Below are 17131 nucleotides of genomic sequence, written 5' to 3' on the forward strand. Positions count from 1 at the left end.
CGCACCGGGGTGGTGGGCGACCGCCGGTCGCCCCTACGAAGGTGGGATTATTGCAGGTATTCATATTGCGTAGGGGCGATCGGCGATCGCCCATGCGGGGTTGAATTCACCGCACAGGCGTCGTGACACACCGGGATTGTGGGCGACCGCCGGTCGCCCCTACGGGTTTGGGATTGTGGTAGACGCCGTAACCAGGCCTACAACCCCTGCCAGATTAAGCGGTGATCTTTTTCAATCTCCTCACTCCAGGTTGCGCCTGTCTGATGCCCGGGGTAGCGCTCGGGCACACCCGCGCGACTGGCGTAGTCGGGCCACTGGGCAACGGTGGCGACCACCTCGGCCACTATCTGTTTGGCTTTCGCCTCTTTAATGTCGGCGTGCCTGGCGGTTGCCATTAAATCACCGAGGGTGAAGCCATCCCGTTTGCCGTTGATGGTCATTTGGTGGGAGCTGGTCCAGCCGGCGCCGTTACAGTGGGTGATGTCGTAGGCAGGTGACAGCGTCCAGTGGCCGCTCTTGTCCATCAGGAAGGCGATATTCTTGGTGTGGTCATCCTGGTTGCGGGCGACCACGTTAAATACCATCCGCCTGAAAAATTGCTCAAACTCGGCGCGCTCCAGGCGCAGGTCGCGCATTACACCCATGGCCTGTTCGTAGGAGTAAGCACCGGCGCTGTTAAAATCGTAGTGCGCTATGCCGCACAGCGAGTGCATGTGAATTTTTTCACCGCCCTCTTTGCGGTCGAAGCGTTTGGTCATGAAGTGGGAGCGGCCATTTTCACTGAAAATTCTCGATTCAGCCATAGTCACGCCGCAGTCGATCGCCATCAGGTAGTAGGCGTATTCCACCAGGCTAAAACCTTTTGGGTCGGCCAGAATTTCGTGGTCTCTATTCTCTTCCACGCCATCAAATTTCAGCAGCCAATAACTAAAACCGGGTTCGGTTTTTATCTGGCCCGATTTCACCTCATTGGTAGTTTTGTTCCAGGCGATCACCGCTTTGGCCCGGGCGCCACCGGCCGAGGTGCCCACCGAAATAATCTTTTCCAGCGACTCCTTTTTGGCTTTGCCATCGCCATTCAGGTCAACCGCCATCAACCTTTTTTGGCTGAGCGCCTCGTTGGCCAGGCCGACCAGTTCGGCAATTTCAATGGGCAGCGACTGCTCCGGCTTGCCGCCGATGGCCGGCTCAAACTCAATGGCGCCCATGCCCCGGGAGCCGATGTAACAGAGCCGCTCCACCGGGCTGAAGTCGTCTCTTGAGCGGCCCTGTTTCTCCAACCATTGGTCAATCAATTTATTACCGAATTTATCGGGCAGGGAGTCGGCCAATAGCCCGGGCAGCCCCTTAAAGGTCTCCCGGTTGAGCGAGCCAAACGAGTAGGAGTGATTACTTAACGGCATCTTGATGGGCGACAGCTCTATGCCCGACGCCTGGAACGGCTCGGAATATTCGAAATAGCCGCGGTTGTTCGACCAGATAATGGTGCCAATCTGCCGGCCCCACAGCACCACCTCGGCGATATCTATCTTCTCTGCTGCCACTACTCTTCTCCCCAGGTCCAGGCGCTATCGTTATCGCCCGCAGTGGTACTACGACTTTTTTTCGAGGCCCGCTGCCGGGTTTTACCCTTGATATTCTGCTGCCGGACAATCGCCGCCGCTCTGGGTGGCGGCTCGGGGATAAAACCCTCCAGCTCGGCCAGCATATCCAGGGCGCGCAGTACCGCGATAATATTGAGCAGGCCAACGCTCTTCTTGCCCTTCTCTAAATTGGAGATGGTTTTCCCGGTCAGGCCGGCCTTACTCGCCAGTTCAGCAACACTCAGGTCGCGATTGAGCCGGGCGGCCTTAAACCGCTGACCAAGCGCCTCAAGCACTATTTGGTCACTTACGTGATCAAAATCCATAACAGCACCTATAGTTCTATATAAACACTAAAAATGGCGTTAAAAAGAACTATAGTTCTAGTTTTTAGGAGAGTCAATAAAGGAACTATATTGCCAGTTAATGGCTATTTCCGCCAATAAATGGAACTTTAATTATACTTATCAATTATGCAGTAGATGGTTCTCTTTCGTTTACCGGTTATCGCCCTGGGAAACCCCTCCAGTGGGACACTCCACCCATAGGCGCTACCAGTCGGCCAGCCCCAATGCCGACGACTTTTATTAGCGGGCGATAAACCTTAAAATTACGCCCCCCAAGATTGGTTCACCAGAGCAAATAACGACAAGCACAAGGAGGTTCGCCGTTTAAGCGTTGAGATAGAGTGTTTATGATTCCCAAGAAGTACACCCAGCTGGTTTTTGCCTTTTTTATGGCGTTGTTTATGTCTTGCCTGATGTCCATGGTGGTGACCCTATTGAATATCGGCTTTGTGGACGGCCTCTTCTTTATTTGGCTGGCCGTTTGGGCCAAGGCCTTTATGGCGGCCTACCCGGTAACGCTGTTGATCACGCCACCGGTCAGGTTGATGGTGCGACTGTTGGTTGAAGAGTAATTGTTAGCATTTTTAATTTTTCTTAATCGGGTTTCGCAATTTTACCAACCAAGCTAAACCTCGCGGGCTTTGCTCTCCCGCTTTCATGCGGGGCCGGATTTAACCACACCGGCGCCGTGACGCCCCAGGTCTGTGGGCGACCGCCAGTCGCCCCTACGGGGTGAGGATTATTGCGGGGATTAATATTTCGTAGGGCAGATAACCGTTCCGAATCGTCGGACCGCTTCGTATTCTGCATTTACCTGGGGCGGCCTTCCGTGTCCATGGCGGTCGCCGGTCGGCGATCGCCATTCACACACTTTAATCACTCGCTCTGCTCACCCGCCTTACACAGCTGCAACACCCAATCCCGCAGCTTCACCAACTCGCTCTCGTCCAACCCCTTATGGGCCTTTTGCAACAGCCGGGTGAGCTGCACCTGGTCGGTTTTGCTCAAATTCTCCAGCCGTTTGGTAAAGGTGGTTGTGCTCACTTCGGCCAGGCTGCGGTCGGCGTGGGTGCGGTGCAGAATCATATCGAGAAAATCGATGGCCCGGCCAAGCACCACAAAAATCAGAGTGAGCTCTTTCATGGGGCCGGCGGTAACGGTTTCGCCGGCGATGGGCAGGCCGTTGATATTGAGTTTTTCCGGGTTGGCGGTGGCGTAGAGAGAGGCAGCACCGGAGAGCAGGCCGCCGATTAAGGCCCCGGCCAACAGGGAACTGCCGCCCAGGCCGATATCCACCACGGCGCCGGCGGCGGCACCGGCCGAGGCCGAGAGGGTAACGATTTTCTGCCGGTCCAAGCCGTACAGATACCAGTGGCTGCTATCAAACAGATCCGGATAGTCGAGGTTCAACTTTTCGGCGTGAGTTTTCATCTCCGGGTGAGCGAAGAGCACCTGCAACTGGCGCTGCAGGGTCGCCTCGATTTTACGCAGCCGGTTTTGGTAGTCGCCTTTTAATTTCTGTTGCAGCTGCTCGCGCACAAAGGCGGCGGGCACTTTTATCTCCGCCACGTAGCTCACCATCTGCTGCACCTGCTCGGCCACCATAAACGCCCCCTGGCGCTCCAGCTGTTGGAAGTAGCCACGCAAGGTTTTGATGGTGGCCTCTATCGCCGGGCGCCAGGGTTCGTAGAGCTCAGCAAAGGCGGAGAGAATCAGCAGCTGCTTTTGGTGATCAGCGGTTAGCGGGTTAAACACCCGCACCACACTAAAATATTGGCTCAACGCCTTCTGCCACTCGGCGACATAGGCCTCGCCACCAATAGGGTTGATCAGCGCCATGCGCGGGTTGCCCGTCCACTGCAGAATGGTCATCTCCGCTTCAAACTCGGGCGAGTAAGGCAGGGAGCCATCCACCACATAGATAATGCCGGCGCCGTCCAGAATCGGTTGCAGCAGCTCCACCTCATCGCGAAATTTACTGTCCGGCTGATTGCTCTCCTGGGCAACAAACGCGGCCACGGTCTGGCTGCGCTCGGCGGCGTTGGCGCCGTGCTGTTGCAGCCAGGCCAGCACCTGGCGCGGGCGTTGGAAGCCGGGGGTATCCACCAGGCTGTAGTGGGTGTAGCCGTCGATATTGAGGTTGAACTGTTGGGCGTTGGTGGTGGTGCCGGAGATCTCCGAGATCTTCACCGCATCCTGGCGGGTGAGGGTGGCAACAATGCTCGACTTACCCTTGTTGGGGTGGCCGACCACGGCAAAAACCGGCTGTTGGGCGGGCTCAACCATGGTTCACCTCCGCACTCGCCTGCCCCTCATAAAGCCGCACACCCACGCGCTCGGCAAAGAACTGCCACGACTTGCGCTGCGCCGCCAAGCGGGGGTTTTCACCCTCAGCGGAAACCGGCATCGGGAAAAGCACCAGCGCCACCTGATTAGGGCGGCTCTGCAGCAGGCTGATGCAGTCGGCCAGCTCGCCGGTGGGGGCTTGCAGCGGGTCGACCACCAGCCACAGCGGCAGCAGCGACTGGGCCGCCTCGGAGGTGAGCCAGCGTTCGTCTTCCGCCCAGTCGCCGCTGCCCAGGTTTTTAATGGCCGGCAGAGGCGAACGGGCCTGCTGCCAGGTGATCAGCTCCTTGCCGGCGGCGGGCAGGTTAACGCTGATCAGCTCTGCTGTGGGCGGCTCCACCGCCAGCGGGTTGCGGCTCACCTGATGCTGCTGGGCCACCATAAACTGTTCGATATCGCCAGCCAGCTCGATATTGCTTTTCAGCCGCTGGCGCAGCCGCTCGCGCAGTAAAAAGGCCAACAGCACCCGCGGCAAAATACCATAGACCATCACCGCCATTACCATGGTCTGCCACCAGCTCTCGGGGTTTACCTGCGTTGCCAGCGGCACTTCGGCGCTGTAGCGGCTTAGGCTGATCAGCTCCGCCGAAGGGGCCGGCACCACGCTCTGCCAGGGCCAGCTGATCAACGCCATCAGCCGGGCCATGGTGGCATCGTCGGTGATCAGCGTGGACGACCAGCCGAAGCGATAGTCCTGAAAGGTGGCCAGTACAAAAAAGGCGACCAGTGCGGCCACGGCAAACAGCATGGCAAAGCGCTGCAGCTGCCAGAAGAGCCAGGGTAGCAGCAGCTCTCTATAGGGGGCGAAGGCCGCGAGCTTCAGCCGCTTCAGCCAGAAGCTCAACAGCGGGTGGCCGGCCCAGTGGCCGCGGGCGGGGGAGAAGAGGGTGAGGTAGAGGCTGGTTAGGGTCAGCAGCAGCGGGCCAAAGGCAAACAGCACCAATGGCCACCAGATATTAATGGGCTGGCTGCGGCCCACCGCCAGTACACCGGCCATGGCGCCGAAGCCCAAAATCACCACAGCCAACGCCGCCAGGCGCAACAGCCCCAGGGCAGGCATTGCCGGCGGGTGTTGGCTGGCCCACCGGTTTAGGTAAGCCCGTGGGGTAAGCGAGGTGGAGTCACCGGCCACCTCGGCCAGGCGGCAATCTCCCTGCGCCACAAACTGGCGGAAGCTCAACCAGCGAAACAGCGCCTGGGTAAGGCCACCGGCCAGGAAGAAACGGGTGATCGCGGGCTGGGAGTTGGGCGCGCTCATTGCGTGGGTTTATTTGCCTTTCTGTTTGGTCACTATCGCTAACCGGGTAACGCGGGTCACTACCGGTTGCTGGAAGGGGGATGATACTGCGCAGCGCGAAGGGTGCAAAGTTAGAGCGCGGTTAATTGGACTATTTGCGCTGGATAGCGCTGAGCCCCGATTTAATCGGCCGGGCGTACCTCCCTCTGCCACGCCTGCCAATCATTCCAAATTTCCGTAATCTCCCCAGCAAAATCCGAACCTTGCGACAAGCCACCCAGGCTGACCATATGGCTGGCAAACACTTTGTATTCGAAGGTTGGTTCGGCATTGGGATACCACTCTTTTACGGCCGCTAACAGTAGCCACCAAAACTGTGGCACACCACCGGCAGCAGCAATTATCGACGGTTGTATGGCGAGCGTTAGTGCCAGCACCAGCGAGTGGTTGGAAGCGGCCGGTGCTTTAAATTCCAAGTGGCTACTTAGATACTCCGCCACACAGGTTTCGATAAATTTTGCGCTCATAAAATATCCCCTAGCAGTTAACCACCAGTACTGGTCATTGCATTGTTAATCAACCGTCACCAAAACTTAGATCTGTTTATTGATCAGCGCTTTCGCAATAAAACTCAGCTCACTTCTAAAATTAGTGGGCGTCTCGCCGTAGTATTTTGTAAATTGTGAGGTGAGGTAGTGGGGCGTGTCGTAACCCAATTGCTCGGCAATTTTCTTTACCGGCCAATCGCTGTTTTGTAGATAAAAGGCCGCCCGCTGCAAGCGCACACTTTTAATGTATTCGCCGGTACTCTTACCGGTGTGCTCGCGAAACACGCGGCTGAATTGCGACACGCTTAACCCGGCCAACTCCGCCAACTCATCCAGCGTCGGCCAGTCGCCCTCTGCGCGAATGCGGGCCAATGCCGGCAGCAATTTTTGCGGTACCGACTCTTTTTCACAGCGGCCAAGCAGGGTAAGTATTTCAAAGGCCAGTGACGACGCCTTGATCATAGCTTCGATGGCGTTGTTGGATCTGGCCGCCCCTATCGCGCGAAACAGCTGCTGCATATGAGCCATATCAGAAATACGAATGGGCGTATCCAGCGAGACACCGGCGGCATCGATAACACTGAACAGAGAGGGCCCCGTTAATACGATAAAACGTTTAACGCAGGGTTTTTCAGAAGTGGCGATAAACTGCTGAGGTACACCGGGGCGCATTAACACTGCTTCGCCGGCGTGGACTATCTGGCGCTGCTCCCCTTGGACAAAGGTCATCTCCCCCCGGCACACCAGTTCGACATTAACGGTTCTGGCCAGTTTGCGTTCGTAGTTATAGCCCGGCCGCACCACGCCATGGCCATACAACTCCATAACGATAGGTAGATTTTTAATATCTCCGGCAGCCGCCAACTTGGGCCGCCAGTAACTTTTCATAAAACGATTAAACTGGGTCATAAAACATTAAACAGGCCAGCTAGCTGATGATCGGATTGTGTAACAGGCGTGCACGGATCTCGTATTCCTGGCCGGCCAGCCCACCCTTACCATTAACTCACGCTCTTGCGCCGAAGCTCGGAAAAGGCCGCCAGCGCTGCCGGGTATTGCGCCAACCCAGGGTGGCAGCCACTGAATTTTTATAACATACGCCGATTATCTTTCGATTTTAGCCCAGTCATGCGGCTGGTAGCACCCTGAATTGCACCCGCCCATAACGGCCGGCCGCGGACACATCGATAACAAAGAGGACATGCAATGCGCTTAATCAACAGCTTCACCCAGTGGTTTCTTTTATCGATTATTCCCTTTGTGATTATCAGCTGTGGTGGCACCAGCCAGAAACCTTATACCACCAGCAACCAGGTGCCGGTCTCAAGCCAACACTTTTTAAATAACCCCGATAACTTCCAGTTTGTTGTGATTGGCGATCGCACTGGTGGCCACCGCCCGGGGGTTTATGAAAAGGCGGTAGAGAAGATTAACTACCTACAACCGGAGTTTGTGATGTCGATGGGGGATTTGATTGAGGGTTACACCGAAGACCAGGCCGCGTTGAATGCCCAGTGGGATGAGTTCAAACAGATAACCGCCAAGCTGCAGATGCCGCTATTTTATGTGGTGGGCAACCACGATATCAGCAACAACACCATGCAGTCGATATGGCAACAACGCAACGGCGATGACTACTACTCGTTTGTTTATAACAATGTGCTGTTTATTGCACTCAATACCGAAGACCCTGCCGTTGAGCTGCCCAAAGCCATTCAGGAAAAACAGCTGATGCTGGAGCAGATGATGGCCACCAACGCCGAGCAGATGCAACAACGTATTTTAGCCAACAGCAGTAATCACCCCGACGCCGCCAAACTGCCGGGCAGTGTACACATCAGCGATGCTCAGCTTGCCTTTGTCGAGAAGACCTTACAGCAGCACCCCTCGGTGCGCTGGACCATGCTCTTTATGCACAAACCCGCCTGGATGTACGACGACCCGCAATTTGCAAAAATCGAACAGCTGCTGGCCAGCCGTCCCTACACCGTGATTGCCGGCCACGAACACTACTACCACTACTCCAAACGCAACGGCCGCGACTACATTGATATGGCCACCACCGGCGGTATCTGGCTGAAGGATGGCCCCGGCCGCTTTGATCACCTGCTGTGGGTGACCCTAACCGATAATGGCCCGGTGTTTGGCAATATTATGCTGGATGCAATTTATGGCCTGGCGGTAGAACCGGTGACACCCGCCGAGTAGATTGGGATTATTCGGTAACATTAACCGCGCAATTTAGGGGCAGCCAGCAACCAGCCGCTGGCTGCGCACTCACCATTAACCTCGCTCTAATCGCACGAATAAAGCACAGCATTACAGAGTGTTAATCCAACCATGGTTTACCCCCGGCAGGCCGAGGGTAGGTACTGCTGCTCTAAATCCGTTTTATTATCACCCACGGCGGTCATCCCGTTTACCGGCTCATCGTAGCCGCACAACCAGGCGATGGGGCTTTTCGGGCTGCCGGTGACTACCGCCGGCCGAAAGGTTAACACCTTGCCCTGCAGCGGTTGCGAGACCTTATTGCCCAGGGTGACATGAATGGCCCCGCCATCGACCTGCACGCTGGTGATGCGGTTACCGATTAACATTTGCGGCTCGGGGATGCCGGCGCTGGCGTTATCGGCCGGAAAGACCAATTTCTCGACATAGTAGTTGGTCACATTCTGGCGAATAGTCGCCGCCATGCTCAGCGCCTCGACCATCTCACTGCGCTGCACATATACTTGGTAAGCAGGCAGGGCGACCGAAGCCAATATGCCGATAATCGCCACCACAATCATCAGCTCAATTAAGGTAAATCCTTTTTGGTTGTTCATACTGCATCTCCCAGCATAAATAGTGGCGCATAGGCGCTGAATAAAAAGATAAACACAGAGGCGGCCAACAAGCCGGCGACGATAACAGTGAGCGCTTTCATCTGCGCCTGGCCACACTCCAACAGCTGCCGCAGCTCCCCCGCAATTAACGCCTCGATCTCCGTGGCAAGGTCCATCGGAGTGGTTTTGATGGCCAGTAGATGACGGGCAATAGCGGTATCGCCGGGCGCCGGGCCGCCATACATGTGCAGCGGTGCCTGCAATAACTCTATAAGCCGCAGGTACGACACCCGGGTATTGCTGAACAGCAGATATTTGAAGACCGGGCTCTGCTCTATGCCCGCCTGGAACTGAAACATCTGCTGTAAACGGTGGCCGACCAGTAGCGCGGCCATCAGCACTGCGGCCACTAATGCCACCAACCAACCCCAATAGTCGCGGTAGTAAACGAGAAGCGCGGGGACCTGCACCTCCAGGTTGGTGAAGGCGTTTACAAAGGTAGGCGCAACCTTTAACTGGTAAATGGCCACCACCACAAAATAGACCAGCGCTATAGCCAGCAGGTAACTGGTAATCCCCTTGAACTTCATCAGTTCGTCCGCAGGGCGGGTGAGCTTCAGCCGGCCATAAAGTGTTAACGCGGCGACGGCCGCTTCGCGGTTGGCCAGAGCGCCTATTTTATCGAGTATCCGCCTGGGCCAGCTGTTGGTAGCCATTTCGGCACCATAAAGGCCACACACCGCCTCTTGTTCGATTCTGGCCAGGCAGTCCGAGACAACCTCCCGCTCGCCACAGGTCACCGCTGCCTTGCGGCAGAGGTAACCAAACCTTTCCCATGTCATAAACAGTCCACCCTTACTCTCCCTTGGAATTGTGGTAGTGCGCTTAACAGGCCGATTTACGCAGCGGCTATATCCGTGGTACCGGTGGATTTTGGCTCAACCCGCGCCCAACAAGCTTTGCCCAATAACTTTTGCCCAATAAGCTTTGAAGGACAAGCACACGCTTTGCTACACAAAAAATTTAACGGCCGTGAATTTTAGGAAGCGCTGATATAGCAAAAGCCCCAGCGGCTACGGAGCGGCTGGGGCTTTTGTTTGCCGAATGGCGACTTTCACTGAAGCGCTGCTAGCGGTGAAGGGCTGGTTAGCGCCGAGTGCAACGGCTGGACTATCTGCCCGGCAAGCCGTTTTGATACTTATCCCAATTGTTCACCAGCTCGTTAACCACACGGCCACCCACCTGGTAGATACCCTCCAGCGCGGGAATGTAGCCGGCAAAGTCCTGCGGCCCCTCGCGCACCAGTTGCTCGGCGGCGCTGATACCGGCCGGCGGCTTATCAAAATTGCTGGCACCGCGCAGCAGCAGCACCCGCTCCGGGTCGATCTTGCCGTGCTGCGCCAGGGCCGCCAAGGCAACCATGGAGCCGGCATCGTTGGTGGAGGTGGTGCGGAACTCAGCCTGGCCATCACTCATATAGTTAACCCACTGATGCGCCCAGCCATCCATTAAATCGCCCAACCAGAAGGTCTCGGCCGATAACATCGCGCCCACCTTAACGGCGGATTTTTGCTGGGCGGCCTTTTGGGCGTATTCCGCGCGCACCTGTTGCATCTGTTTCGATTCCGGCAGCACTTCCGCTTGGGTTAGCTGATAGGCCCAATTGAGTAATTGTTGGTTTAATTTAAATACCGTGCGCGAACGGTTAAAGGTAAAACTCTCGTCCCAATTGCGGGCGTTATCGGAGGAGTCCTCGGCCACTCTCGGTTGCGGGTAGGGCTGGGTGGAACCGGCCGGAAAGTATCCGCTGGGCCAGCCTTTAGGAATTTCCCGGGCGTCGATCTCATGGGCGACATCGCCATTGATAATAAAATCCGTCCAGACGATATCACCAATGGTACCGTTCTCCGGCGAGGTGCCGGCAATACCGCTAAATAACCAGTAGGATTGGCGCAGATCAAATTTGGCATCCAAGCCCAGTGCCGTAATATTGACCGCCGGATGCAGGCTGTTGGGCCCTATTTTAAGCGCGATGATGGAGCCATCGGCATTGGCCCAGGCCTGCTCGAACGCACCCGCCACATCGATCCGGCGCGACAGGCCCAATCCCTTCAGCCAGTAGTAGAGCTCACCCGGCTTGGCCGCCTCTCCCCAATAACCCTTTACCCCATACTCCTTGCTGGTTTCAAAATAGCCGAGAATAACCACCTTCGGCTTGATCACCTCCTCAGCAAAAGCCACCGACGCTGCCACGCCGGAAAACAGCGAGCAGAAAAGAGCCAACCGCATGAGCTTGTAAATTCGAAATTTCACGTTATTACCTTCTTGTAAATTATTGAGAGAGAAGCCAAGGCGACGGCCTTAACCAACCCCATAAAAATCTGAGCCATCGCCAAACTCTGCCCAGCCGATAAGAGTTATTGTGCAGAGAGGGGATAACACTAGCACAGACGGTGCGCGCTAACACATTACGGCCGGTTAGCAGCTAATAGGGTCTATTTGAGTGTGGGCAGTTCAGTGGGTTATAGCCGGAATGTGATGCGTAGTAATGGCAATACAGGTTTTTGGTGGTTAACATTTGCCACAAGGCACAGCCACCTTCAAGCAACACAATAACAAGCCGTCATTTCGTCATCTCACCGCGGGCGAGCTGCCCTGTTTTAATTTTATAGGGAAGCCATATTGTAAGGCTGCAATATTTTTATTATCGTCGCCTGCTGAGTTCGCCATTAGCATCTCTCTTAGCAGCATTGCACCCAACTATTTTTTCAATATTTTTTTCGAACAATTTGGCAGTGGTTTTATTACTGACTGACCGTGCAGTTCAATATTTACCCTTAATTAACGCCACTCTGGTGTTGATATGGCAGCTTTTTTATCTACTCAACTTCATATCTATAATTGCGATAGGCTTATTAGTTTTTATTACTAGTTCCTCAACGGACAACGCCATAATATCGACCGGTTATTTTAAATTGTGGGAGTTTTATTCGTTTCTTTTCGCATCTTTCTTTGGTGTTTTATTGTCAGCCTTTAAGCACCTTTCTTTTTTAGCTCCCTACTAATCCAATAAGACGCAATAAAAATATCAAAGGGAGGAAATTATGAACATAAAACAGATAATCGGAATGGTCGCGCTGCTCGCCACGGCAACTCTCGGCTCTTCAGCGGTATTTGCCGACTGCCCTCGCAGCGCCGGCATGACTGAAATCACTGTGGTACCGGGCAATTCTGGCAGAATAATGAGAATTTGTGTGAGTGATGCTGCTATTGATCTTATCGGCGGGGAGGGCGATACAGTAATACGAGCCGCGTGCCCAATCGATATTATCGACCTTATGGAGGGCTATGATTGGGAAGGTAATGAAACTGCCGATGAGAATCGGGATTGGCGGGACACCCCAGAGGAGGACTCGCTTGTATTTGATTGGGAAGCCCGCGCCGAAGGTGCGCGTGATGGACTGCTATTGAGCAGATGGCTTTGGGGTACCAACACTGGGTCCATAAGAGCGCGGGTAGACGCCCTCGACGTTGAAATCGCTTTAGCTAGCCCAGATGAAGCTAAAGCCTGTGCGGTAGAAATTGTTTATATCGTCCTTACCGGACTTGGCCAAATTTATACCTATGTACCCGATTTTGAGCCTTAGCAAATAGATGGGGTAGATCTTGCTTTGTGCCTACTCTCTTACATTAGGTAAAGAAGCTAAAAACAAGAGCTGCCCCTTGTTTTGCATTCATGAAAGATTAGTTTTCTTTTTATCGACATTTATTTGTGGGATACATAATTAACCTATCACCACACGCTCGATATAGTACCTACTCTTCCATAAGAATTTTCATCATCTCTTCATGATGATCTAGGAACTCTTTCGTCACTGCATAGTGCTCGGTGTCTTCATAGGCAATTTCATAGATACCCTCCTCAGAGAAGTGGTAAATCTTTGCTCTTGGGTAGGCAAGCAGGATGGGTGAATGGGTGGCGATGATAAATTGAGAGTTCTCTTCCACCAGTTGGTGAATTGCGGAGAGCGCCGCCATTTGGCGGGCAGGTGAGAGGGCGGCTTCGGGTTCGTCCATAATATAGAGGCCGTTACCCCGAAGTTTGTTGAGCAGTGTGGCCATAAAAGACTCCCCGTGTGACTGCTGGTGCAGCGACTTTCCGCCATAGCCATTCAGATAGCCAACTTCATCCATTAATGTGGCCACATTATAGAAACTCTCCGCACGTAGAAAGTAACCATCCTTTGGGCGCTTGAAGCTCTTAATGCATTTGAGATAGTTGTGCAGATCCGAATGGGTTCGGCTGGTGGAGAATTGAGAGTTTTTGTTACCACCCTCGGCATTAAAGCCCTGGCTAACCGCTATGGCTTCAATCAATGTCGATTTTCCCGAACCGTTCTCACCCACAAAAAAAGTGACGTCTGGGTGGAACTGCAGTTGGCCCAGCTCTCTAATCGCGGGAATGGAGAAGGGGTATTGATCAAAATCATCAATTAACTCCCGCTTTAGCTGGATCTCTCTTAGGTAGGGCCTGTCTTGGAAGCTCATATTTTACCTATTTGCGAAACTATGTAGAACAACACACTTACTAACCAGTCGTGATCAGTCAAAGATTAATTGTCGTCTCTATAAGCCTCTGCCATTACTCCTCAACGATAGAGATTACGCCCTCAGATACTGAGTAGAGCTCATCACCTGCCCTTACATATAGCGCAATTTTCGCCAGGTTACTCTCCTGCACGTGAAATTCATTCGGTTCCGGCTTCAAATGGGTCACAAACATTCCGACTGTGTAAGCTCGCGCAGTGCCCATATTCAAACAGCCATTGGTAGAGCTTGTGAGGCTCGAAACATCGACCAGGTTATCGGCAATGTCGCCTACAAAATGACGCCCAATGATTACATTTTTACTGCTTGTGGCAATCAGGTAAAACTTTGAACGCTCCGGTAGAATATAGGCGGTGTATTTAAACCCCGGACAACCACTCGCCTTGAGGAACGACTTTACCTCTTTATAGTTCGCCAGCTTTTTAAGTTTGGTAGAGGCTTTCGACTGCACCGATTGCGTTAGCTCATTGCCAAGCGCGGCGGCATCTTCCAGTGAACCCGAATGGACCAATGCACTGAATACAATTAATGCGATCCCTAGTAGTTGTTTCACTGTATTCCTCTGTATAAGAAGTATAGCAAGCTAGGGTATTCCCTCAGCTTTAGTCTCTCTGTTAGCGGATTATCGATAAGAATAATTTTACGACCATATTTCCACACTCACTTTGAGTGGAAACTCCCATGCAGAAGACTCTTTATTGATCGTCTCCACCAACTTTTCAGCAACAGACTTTTCCAAACTCAGCAACTTAGCCACGCCGTCATTGTCTATTTTCAACATCTGCTCTACTGCGGCGTCTTGTTCTAAGCCAAGATAGTCCCTTAGCACCGCTACAACAAACTCCATGGAGGTTACAGCGTCGTCTTCTATTTTTATGGCGTAATCACCACCGCCGGTTTGAACCGCTGCTTTAAGCTGGTCGGGTAGAGGGGTGAGCGTCCGCTTGCCGTGATATCCCAATAAAAACCCAGGACTATAACCGGTTGTCACCATAGTGCCTGAAATATAGATAGCCAATACACAAATTAAAAATGTATCTATAAGCTCAAATCCCCAAGTAAATCGTTCATGCACTACTACCATTGCCACTACCGGCAGCAGGGCACACAACAGTATGAACCCGGCTAAAAACCTGAATGGCATCCCTAATTTTTTGCAGTGCTTTCGGTTTAGTTTACTCATATCACTGCATAAATTGTCTCAATTCACGCTACTACGACTTACCAATACTATTCACAAGTAACCTCTTCGTCATTGATCTCAACAAGCCGTAGGTTGGCAAAGGCCATTAGAAATATGGGGTACGGCCAGTGTTCAAAACCCGAGCCACCGGGTATTACCGGGCAGCTGGAGGTGTATTGCAGCTCTTCTGCGTCGAAGGTCATCATACCCAACTCATAGCGTAAGAATTTTTCAAATGGATTATCCACTTGTAGCAACATATCGGTACCATCAGCCATGGATGGCTCCTGCCAAAACTTCATGGTGATGGTTTTTTCTGGGCTTTTTACTTCAGGCACAACCACCATATCGACCAATCGATCGCCTTCGATAGTTGCCTCGATAAATACATCTTCCCCTGGGTAGAGGGTAATCAGATCCGGTTGCACGATAGGTGGGTCGATTGCACCCCTATACTCGTAACTGGAGCCATCTTCCATCTTTAGTTTGAACTGGGTGTTCTCCCGACAGGCGGTCGTTTTGCAATATTCGAGCAAGTCCGGTGGCGTGTTCTCCAGTGTGCCCTCTACCAATTGATCGTGTGCCCCCTGAGTGGAGGTCCCGGCACAGGCACATAAGAGGAGCGCAGGAAGGGTTAATAGTAGCTTTTTCATATTGTTGTTATACATCCTGTAATAGTTAACTCGCAAAGCTTCCTGGATTTATGAACTTAGTGAGTTACAGTTTGAAGTGGTAGATCACCGTAAGTTCTGCTACAGGCGCTTCCAGGTTAAATCTCGACGGGGGTAGGTATTTGGCCTTGCTTAACGCAGATACCGCGATGGATTCGAATACATCAGAGGATGATTCAGCAACCGCTACATTCTGCACACTGCCTTCCGCATTAACATCGAAGGTTAGCCTTACAAAACCCTCCTGATGATTGCTGTAGGCTTGTTTAGGGTAGGGGGCGGTGACGAAAACAATCGGCTTATAATCGCCGATCCATTCTGGGTGGGCTTGGGGCCAGTCTTTACCGGCTGCGAAGTTGCTACACGCTGTTAATATTAGCGTCAAGAGCAGAAGTAGTTTTTTATGCATGGTTTCCTTTCCTCGATGATTCCACTTTTCTCTATTAATTTGCTTTGGCCGGAGTTCTTACTCCACCTATTTATTTAATTTCAGCACCACATCTGTGGCATTTGTCTTGCGGCCACCGAAGGTCAAAGGCACTAAAGCCCCTGAATACTTGCTTGGCACCACAATGCGGACAAGACAATCGCAATGCATACAACGCGAGCGCCAGCGACCAACCAATTGCGAGCCAATAGGTCCAATTGCTTAGAGTGAAAAAGCTTTCTTGCTTAAAATCGATCCCGAATAGTTTGTTGATTACTATGAGCACAAGCTGAATTATGAGCATAAAGATCAGCCGAAGCTTATATTTGTTCACACAATCGATCCTATTGATTAACCACTTAGCTCCAAGATTTCCGCCGAAATACCACAACCTTCAATCACAATAATGCCAACCGCTATAGGCAGCTTAAACCGTCTTGGCCCGGCCGAACCTGGGTTAAAGTAGAGCACGCCATCCTTTTCCTCATTAACGGGCTGATGAGAGTGACCATAAACCACAATATCGAATTGGCCTTTTGGTTGGAGATCCAGCTCTTGGATATTGTGGAGCAGATAGATGCTCTTGCCCTCTATCTCTATCGCCTTATTTTCTACAATCTCTTCTGCCCACCCGTCTTTATCGACGTTGCCTATTACCGCTATAACTGGCGCGATTTTCTTAAGCTTTTCCAGTACGGAATATTTACCGATATCACCTGCATGGAGAATGACATCACAGCCATCGAATAGATCGTATACTTGATCTCGCACTAGGCCATGGGTATCTGAAATGACGCCGATTTTTGTCATTGCTCTCTCGACACTGTGTTCGGTGGTACAGAGAAAATAAAGGCATTAACTAATAATTTGACGCGGCATCTATCACTAGTTAAAGACTCAGGCCTTACATTTGACAGTGGGCGTGAAATGTAAGGCCTGACCCCCTTGGTTTTTTTAGCGGTGCCTAAATCTCGCCGCTTCAGTTTCTACGTGCTGCCCCACAAGCTGCGGCACAGGCTATTTAGCTACGTGCTTTTGCCAATTGGAACCGCGAAAAGCGAACGGTTTGTACCAACCGAATACCACATTGTTTATTGCTGGCTGTTGGAGCGTGGCAAATGCTTTCAGAATAAACCACCAGCTCAGAACCCCAGCCCATTAACGCCGTTATAAAGGGCCGACTGGAGCGCAGCGTAAGGAGGTCCAGCCCGAAACGGGCGCTCTTTGATAACCTTGTATGGTCAAATTTCCCCATTAATTAACATTCCTTTAAAGTGAAGCCCCATAACTAGCGGCAACTAGTTATCGGAGTCCCAGCCCGATGATGCACAGATCCTAGAGATCGTTAACAAGCGT

The 17131-nt window shown here is 52.7% G+C and carries 18 protein-coding genes; 3 read left to right on the forward strand and 15 right to left on the reverse strand.

What is annotated here, in order from left to right; translation table 11 throughout:
* Positions 1 to 197: 197 nt before the first annotated feature.
* Both SBL51_RS22865 and SBL51_RS22870 read right to left on the reverse strand, forming a co-directional pair.
* Complete coding sequence (locus SBL51_RS22865; RefSeq protein ID WP_317933524.1) at positions 198 to 1544, reverse strand: type II toxin-antitoxin system HipA family toxin; 1347 nt, start codon at positions 1542 to 1544, stop codon at positions 198 to 200.
* Positions 1544 to 1909, reverse strand: a complete 366-nt coding sequence (locus SBL51_RS22870) for a helix-turn-helix transcriptional regulator (RefSeq protein ID WP_317933525.1) — start codon at positions 1907 to 1909, stop codon at positions 1544 to 1546. The genes SBL51_RS22865 and SBL51_RS22870 overlap by 1 nt, the downstream gene beginning before the upstream one ends.
* A 368-nt stretch (positions 1910 to 2277) precedes the next feature.
* On the opposite strand from SBL51_RS22870, the gene SBL51_RS22875 reads away from it, so the two are divergent.
* Positions 2278 to 2502, forward strand: coding sequence for a DUF2798 domain-containing protein (locus SBL51_RS22875; protein WP_317933526.1), 225 nt, complete (start codon positions 2278 to 2280; stop codon positions 2500 to 2502).
* A gap of 304 nt (positions 2503 to 2806) precedes the next feature.
* Here the strand turns inward: SBL51_RS22875 and SBL51_RS22880 are convergent, their stop codons facing one another.
* The 4 genes from SBL51_RS22880 to SBL51_RS22895 form a co-directional block, all read right to left on the reverse strand.
* The gene (locus SBL51_RS22880) at positions 2807 to 4216 is read right to left on the reverse strand and encodes a DUF3482 domain-containing protein (RefSeq protein ID WP_317933527.1); all 1410 of its coding nucleotides are present in this window, start codon (positions 4214 to 4216) and stop codon (positions 2807 to 2809) included.
* The gene (locus SBL51_RS22885; RefSeq protein ID WP_317933528.1) at positions 4209 to 5534 is read right to left on the reverse strand and encodes a DUF2868 domain-containing protein; all 1326 of its coding nucleotides are present in this window, start codon (positions 5532 to 5534) and stop codon (positions 4209 to 4211) included. Before SBL51_RS22885 ends, SBL51_RS22880 begins: the two co-directional genes overlap by 8 nt.
* 161 nt (positions 5535 to 5695) lie before the next feature.
* Positions 5696 to 6040, reverse strand: coding sequence for a hypothetical protein (locus SBL51_RS22890; RefSeq protein WP_317933529.1), 345 nt, complete (start codon positions 6038 to 6040; stop codon positions 5696 to 5698).
* A gap of 66 nt (positions 6041 to 6106) precedes the next feature.
* Positions 6107 to 6970, reverse strand: coding sequence for an AraC family transcriptional regulator (locus SBL51_RS22895; protein WP_317933531.1), 864 nt, complete (start codon positions 6968 to 6970; stop codon positions 6107 to 6109).
* Positions 6971 to 7267: 297 nt separating this feature from the next.
* On the opposite strand from SBL51_RS22895, the gene SBL51_RS22900 reads away from it, so the two are divergent.
* A complete protein-coding gene (locus SBL51_RS22900) occupies positions 7268 to 8269 on the forward strand; it encodes a metallophosphoesterase family protein (RefSeq protein WP_317933532.1) in 1002 nt (333 codons plus the stop codon).
* A gap of 137 nt (positions 8270 to 8406) precedes the next feature.
* Here SBL51_RS22900 and SBL51_RS22905 read toward each other — a convergent pair whose 3' ends face one another.
* The 3 genes from SBL51_RS22905 to SBL51_RS22915 form a co-directional block, all read right to left on the reverse strand.
* Positions 8407 to 8886, reverse strand: coding sequence for a pilin (locus tag SBL51_RS22905; RefSeq protein WP_317933534.1), 480 nt, complete (start codon positions 8884 to 8886; stop codon positions 8407 to 8409).
* Positions 8883 to 9728: a hypothetical protein gene (locus SBL51_RS22910; RefSeq protein WP_317933535.1), complete on the reverse strand. Its 846-nt coding sequence runs from the start codon at positions 9726 to 9728 to the stop codon at positions 8883 to 8885. Before SBL51_RS22910 ends, SBL51_RS22905 begins: the two co-directional genes overlap by 4 nt.
* Before the next feature lie 328 nt (positions 9729 to 10056).
* Positions 10057 to 11199, reverse strand: a complete 1143-nt coding sequence (locus SBL51_RS22915) for a purine nucleoside permease (RefSeq protein ID WP_317933537.1) — start codon at positions 11197 to 11199, stop codon at positions 10057 to 10059.
* A gap of 791 nt (positions 11200 to 11990) precedes the next feature.
* Here SBL51_RS22915 and SBL51_RS22920 point away from each other — a divergent pair.
* Entirely contained in the window at positions 11991 to 12533 is a 543-nt protein-coding gene (locus tag SBL51_RS22920; RefSeq protein WP_317933538.1) for a hypothetical protein, read from the forward strand.
* A 169-nt stretch (positions 12534 to 12702) separates the two neighbouring features.
* Here SBL51_RS22920 and SBL51_RS22925 read toward each other — a convergent pair whose 3' ends face one another.
* The 6 genes from SBL51_RS22925 to SBL51_RS22950 all read right to left on the reverse strand — a co-directional run bounded on the left by SBL51_RS22925 (position 12703) and on the right by SBL51_RS22950 (position 16585).
* The gene (locus SBL51_RS22925) at positions 12703 to 13434 is read right to left on the reverse strand and encodes an AAA family ATPase (protein WP_317933540.1); all 732 of its coding nucleotides are present in this window, start codon (positions 13432 to 13434) and stop codon (positions 12703 to 12705) included.
* 94 nt (positions 13435 to 13528) lie between these two features.
* On the reverse strand, positions 13529 to 14047 hold the full coding sequence (locus tag SBL51_RS22930) for a hypothetical protein (RefSeq protein WP_317933541.1): 519 nt from the start codon (positions 14045 to 14047) through the stop codon (positions 13529 to 13531).
* Between the two features lie 87 nt (positions 14048 to 14134).
* The gene (locus SBL51_RS22935; RefSeq protein ID WP_317933542.1) at positions 14135 to 14677 is read right to left on the reverse strand and encodes an ATP-dependent Clp protease adaptor ClpS; all 543 of its coding nucleotides are present in this window, start codon (positions 14675 to 14677) and stop codon (positions 14135 to 14137) included.
* 47 nt (positions 14678 to 14724) lie between these two features.
* Positions 14725 to 15330, reverse strand: coding sequence for a hypothetical protein (locus SBL51_RS22940; protein ID WP_317933543.1), 606 nt, complete (start codon positions 15328 to 15330; stop codon positions 14725 to 14727).
* A 64-nt stretch (positions 15331 to 15394) separates the two neighbouring features.
* Entirely contained in the window at positions 15395 to 15757 is a 363-nt protein-coding gene (locus SBL51_RS22945) for an energy transducer TonB (protein WP_317933544.1), read from the reverse strand.
* Between the two features lie 369 nt (positions 15758 to 16126).
* On the reverse strand, positions 16127 to 16585 hold the full coding sequence (locus SBL51_RS22950; RefSeq protein WP_317933545.1) for a metallophosphoesterase family protein: 459 nt from the start codon (positions 16583 to 16585) through the stop codon (positions 16127 to 16129).
* Positions 16586 to 17131 lie beyond the last annotated feature (546 nt).

The sequence above is a fragment of the Halioxenophilus sp. WMMB6 genome, assembly GCF_033283405.1.
Classification (GTDB): domain Bacteria; phylum Pseudomonadota; class Gammaproteobacteria; order Pseudomonadales; family Cellvibrionaceae; genus Halioxenophilus.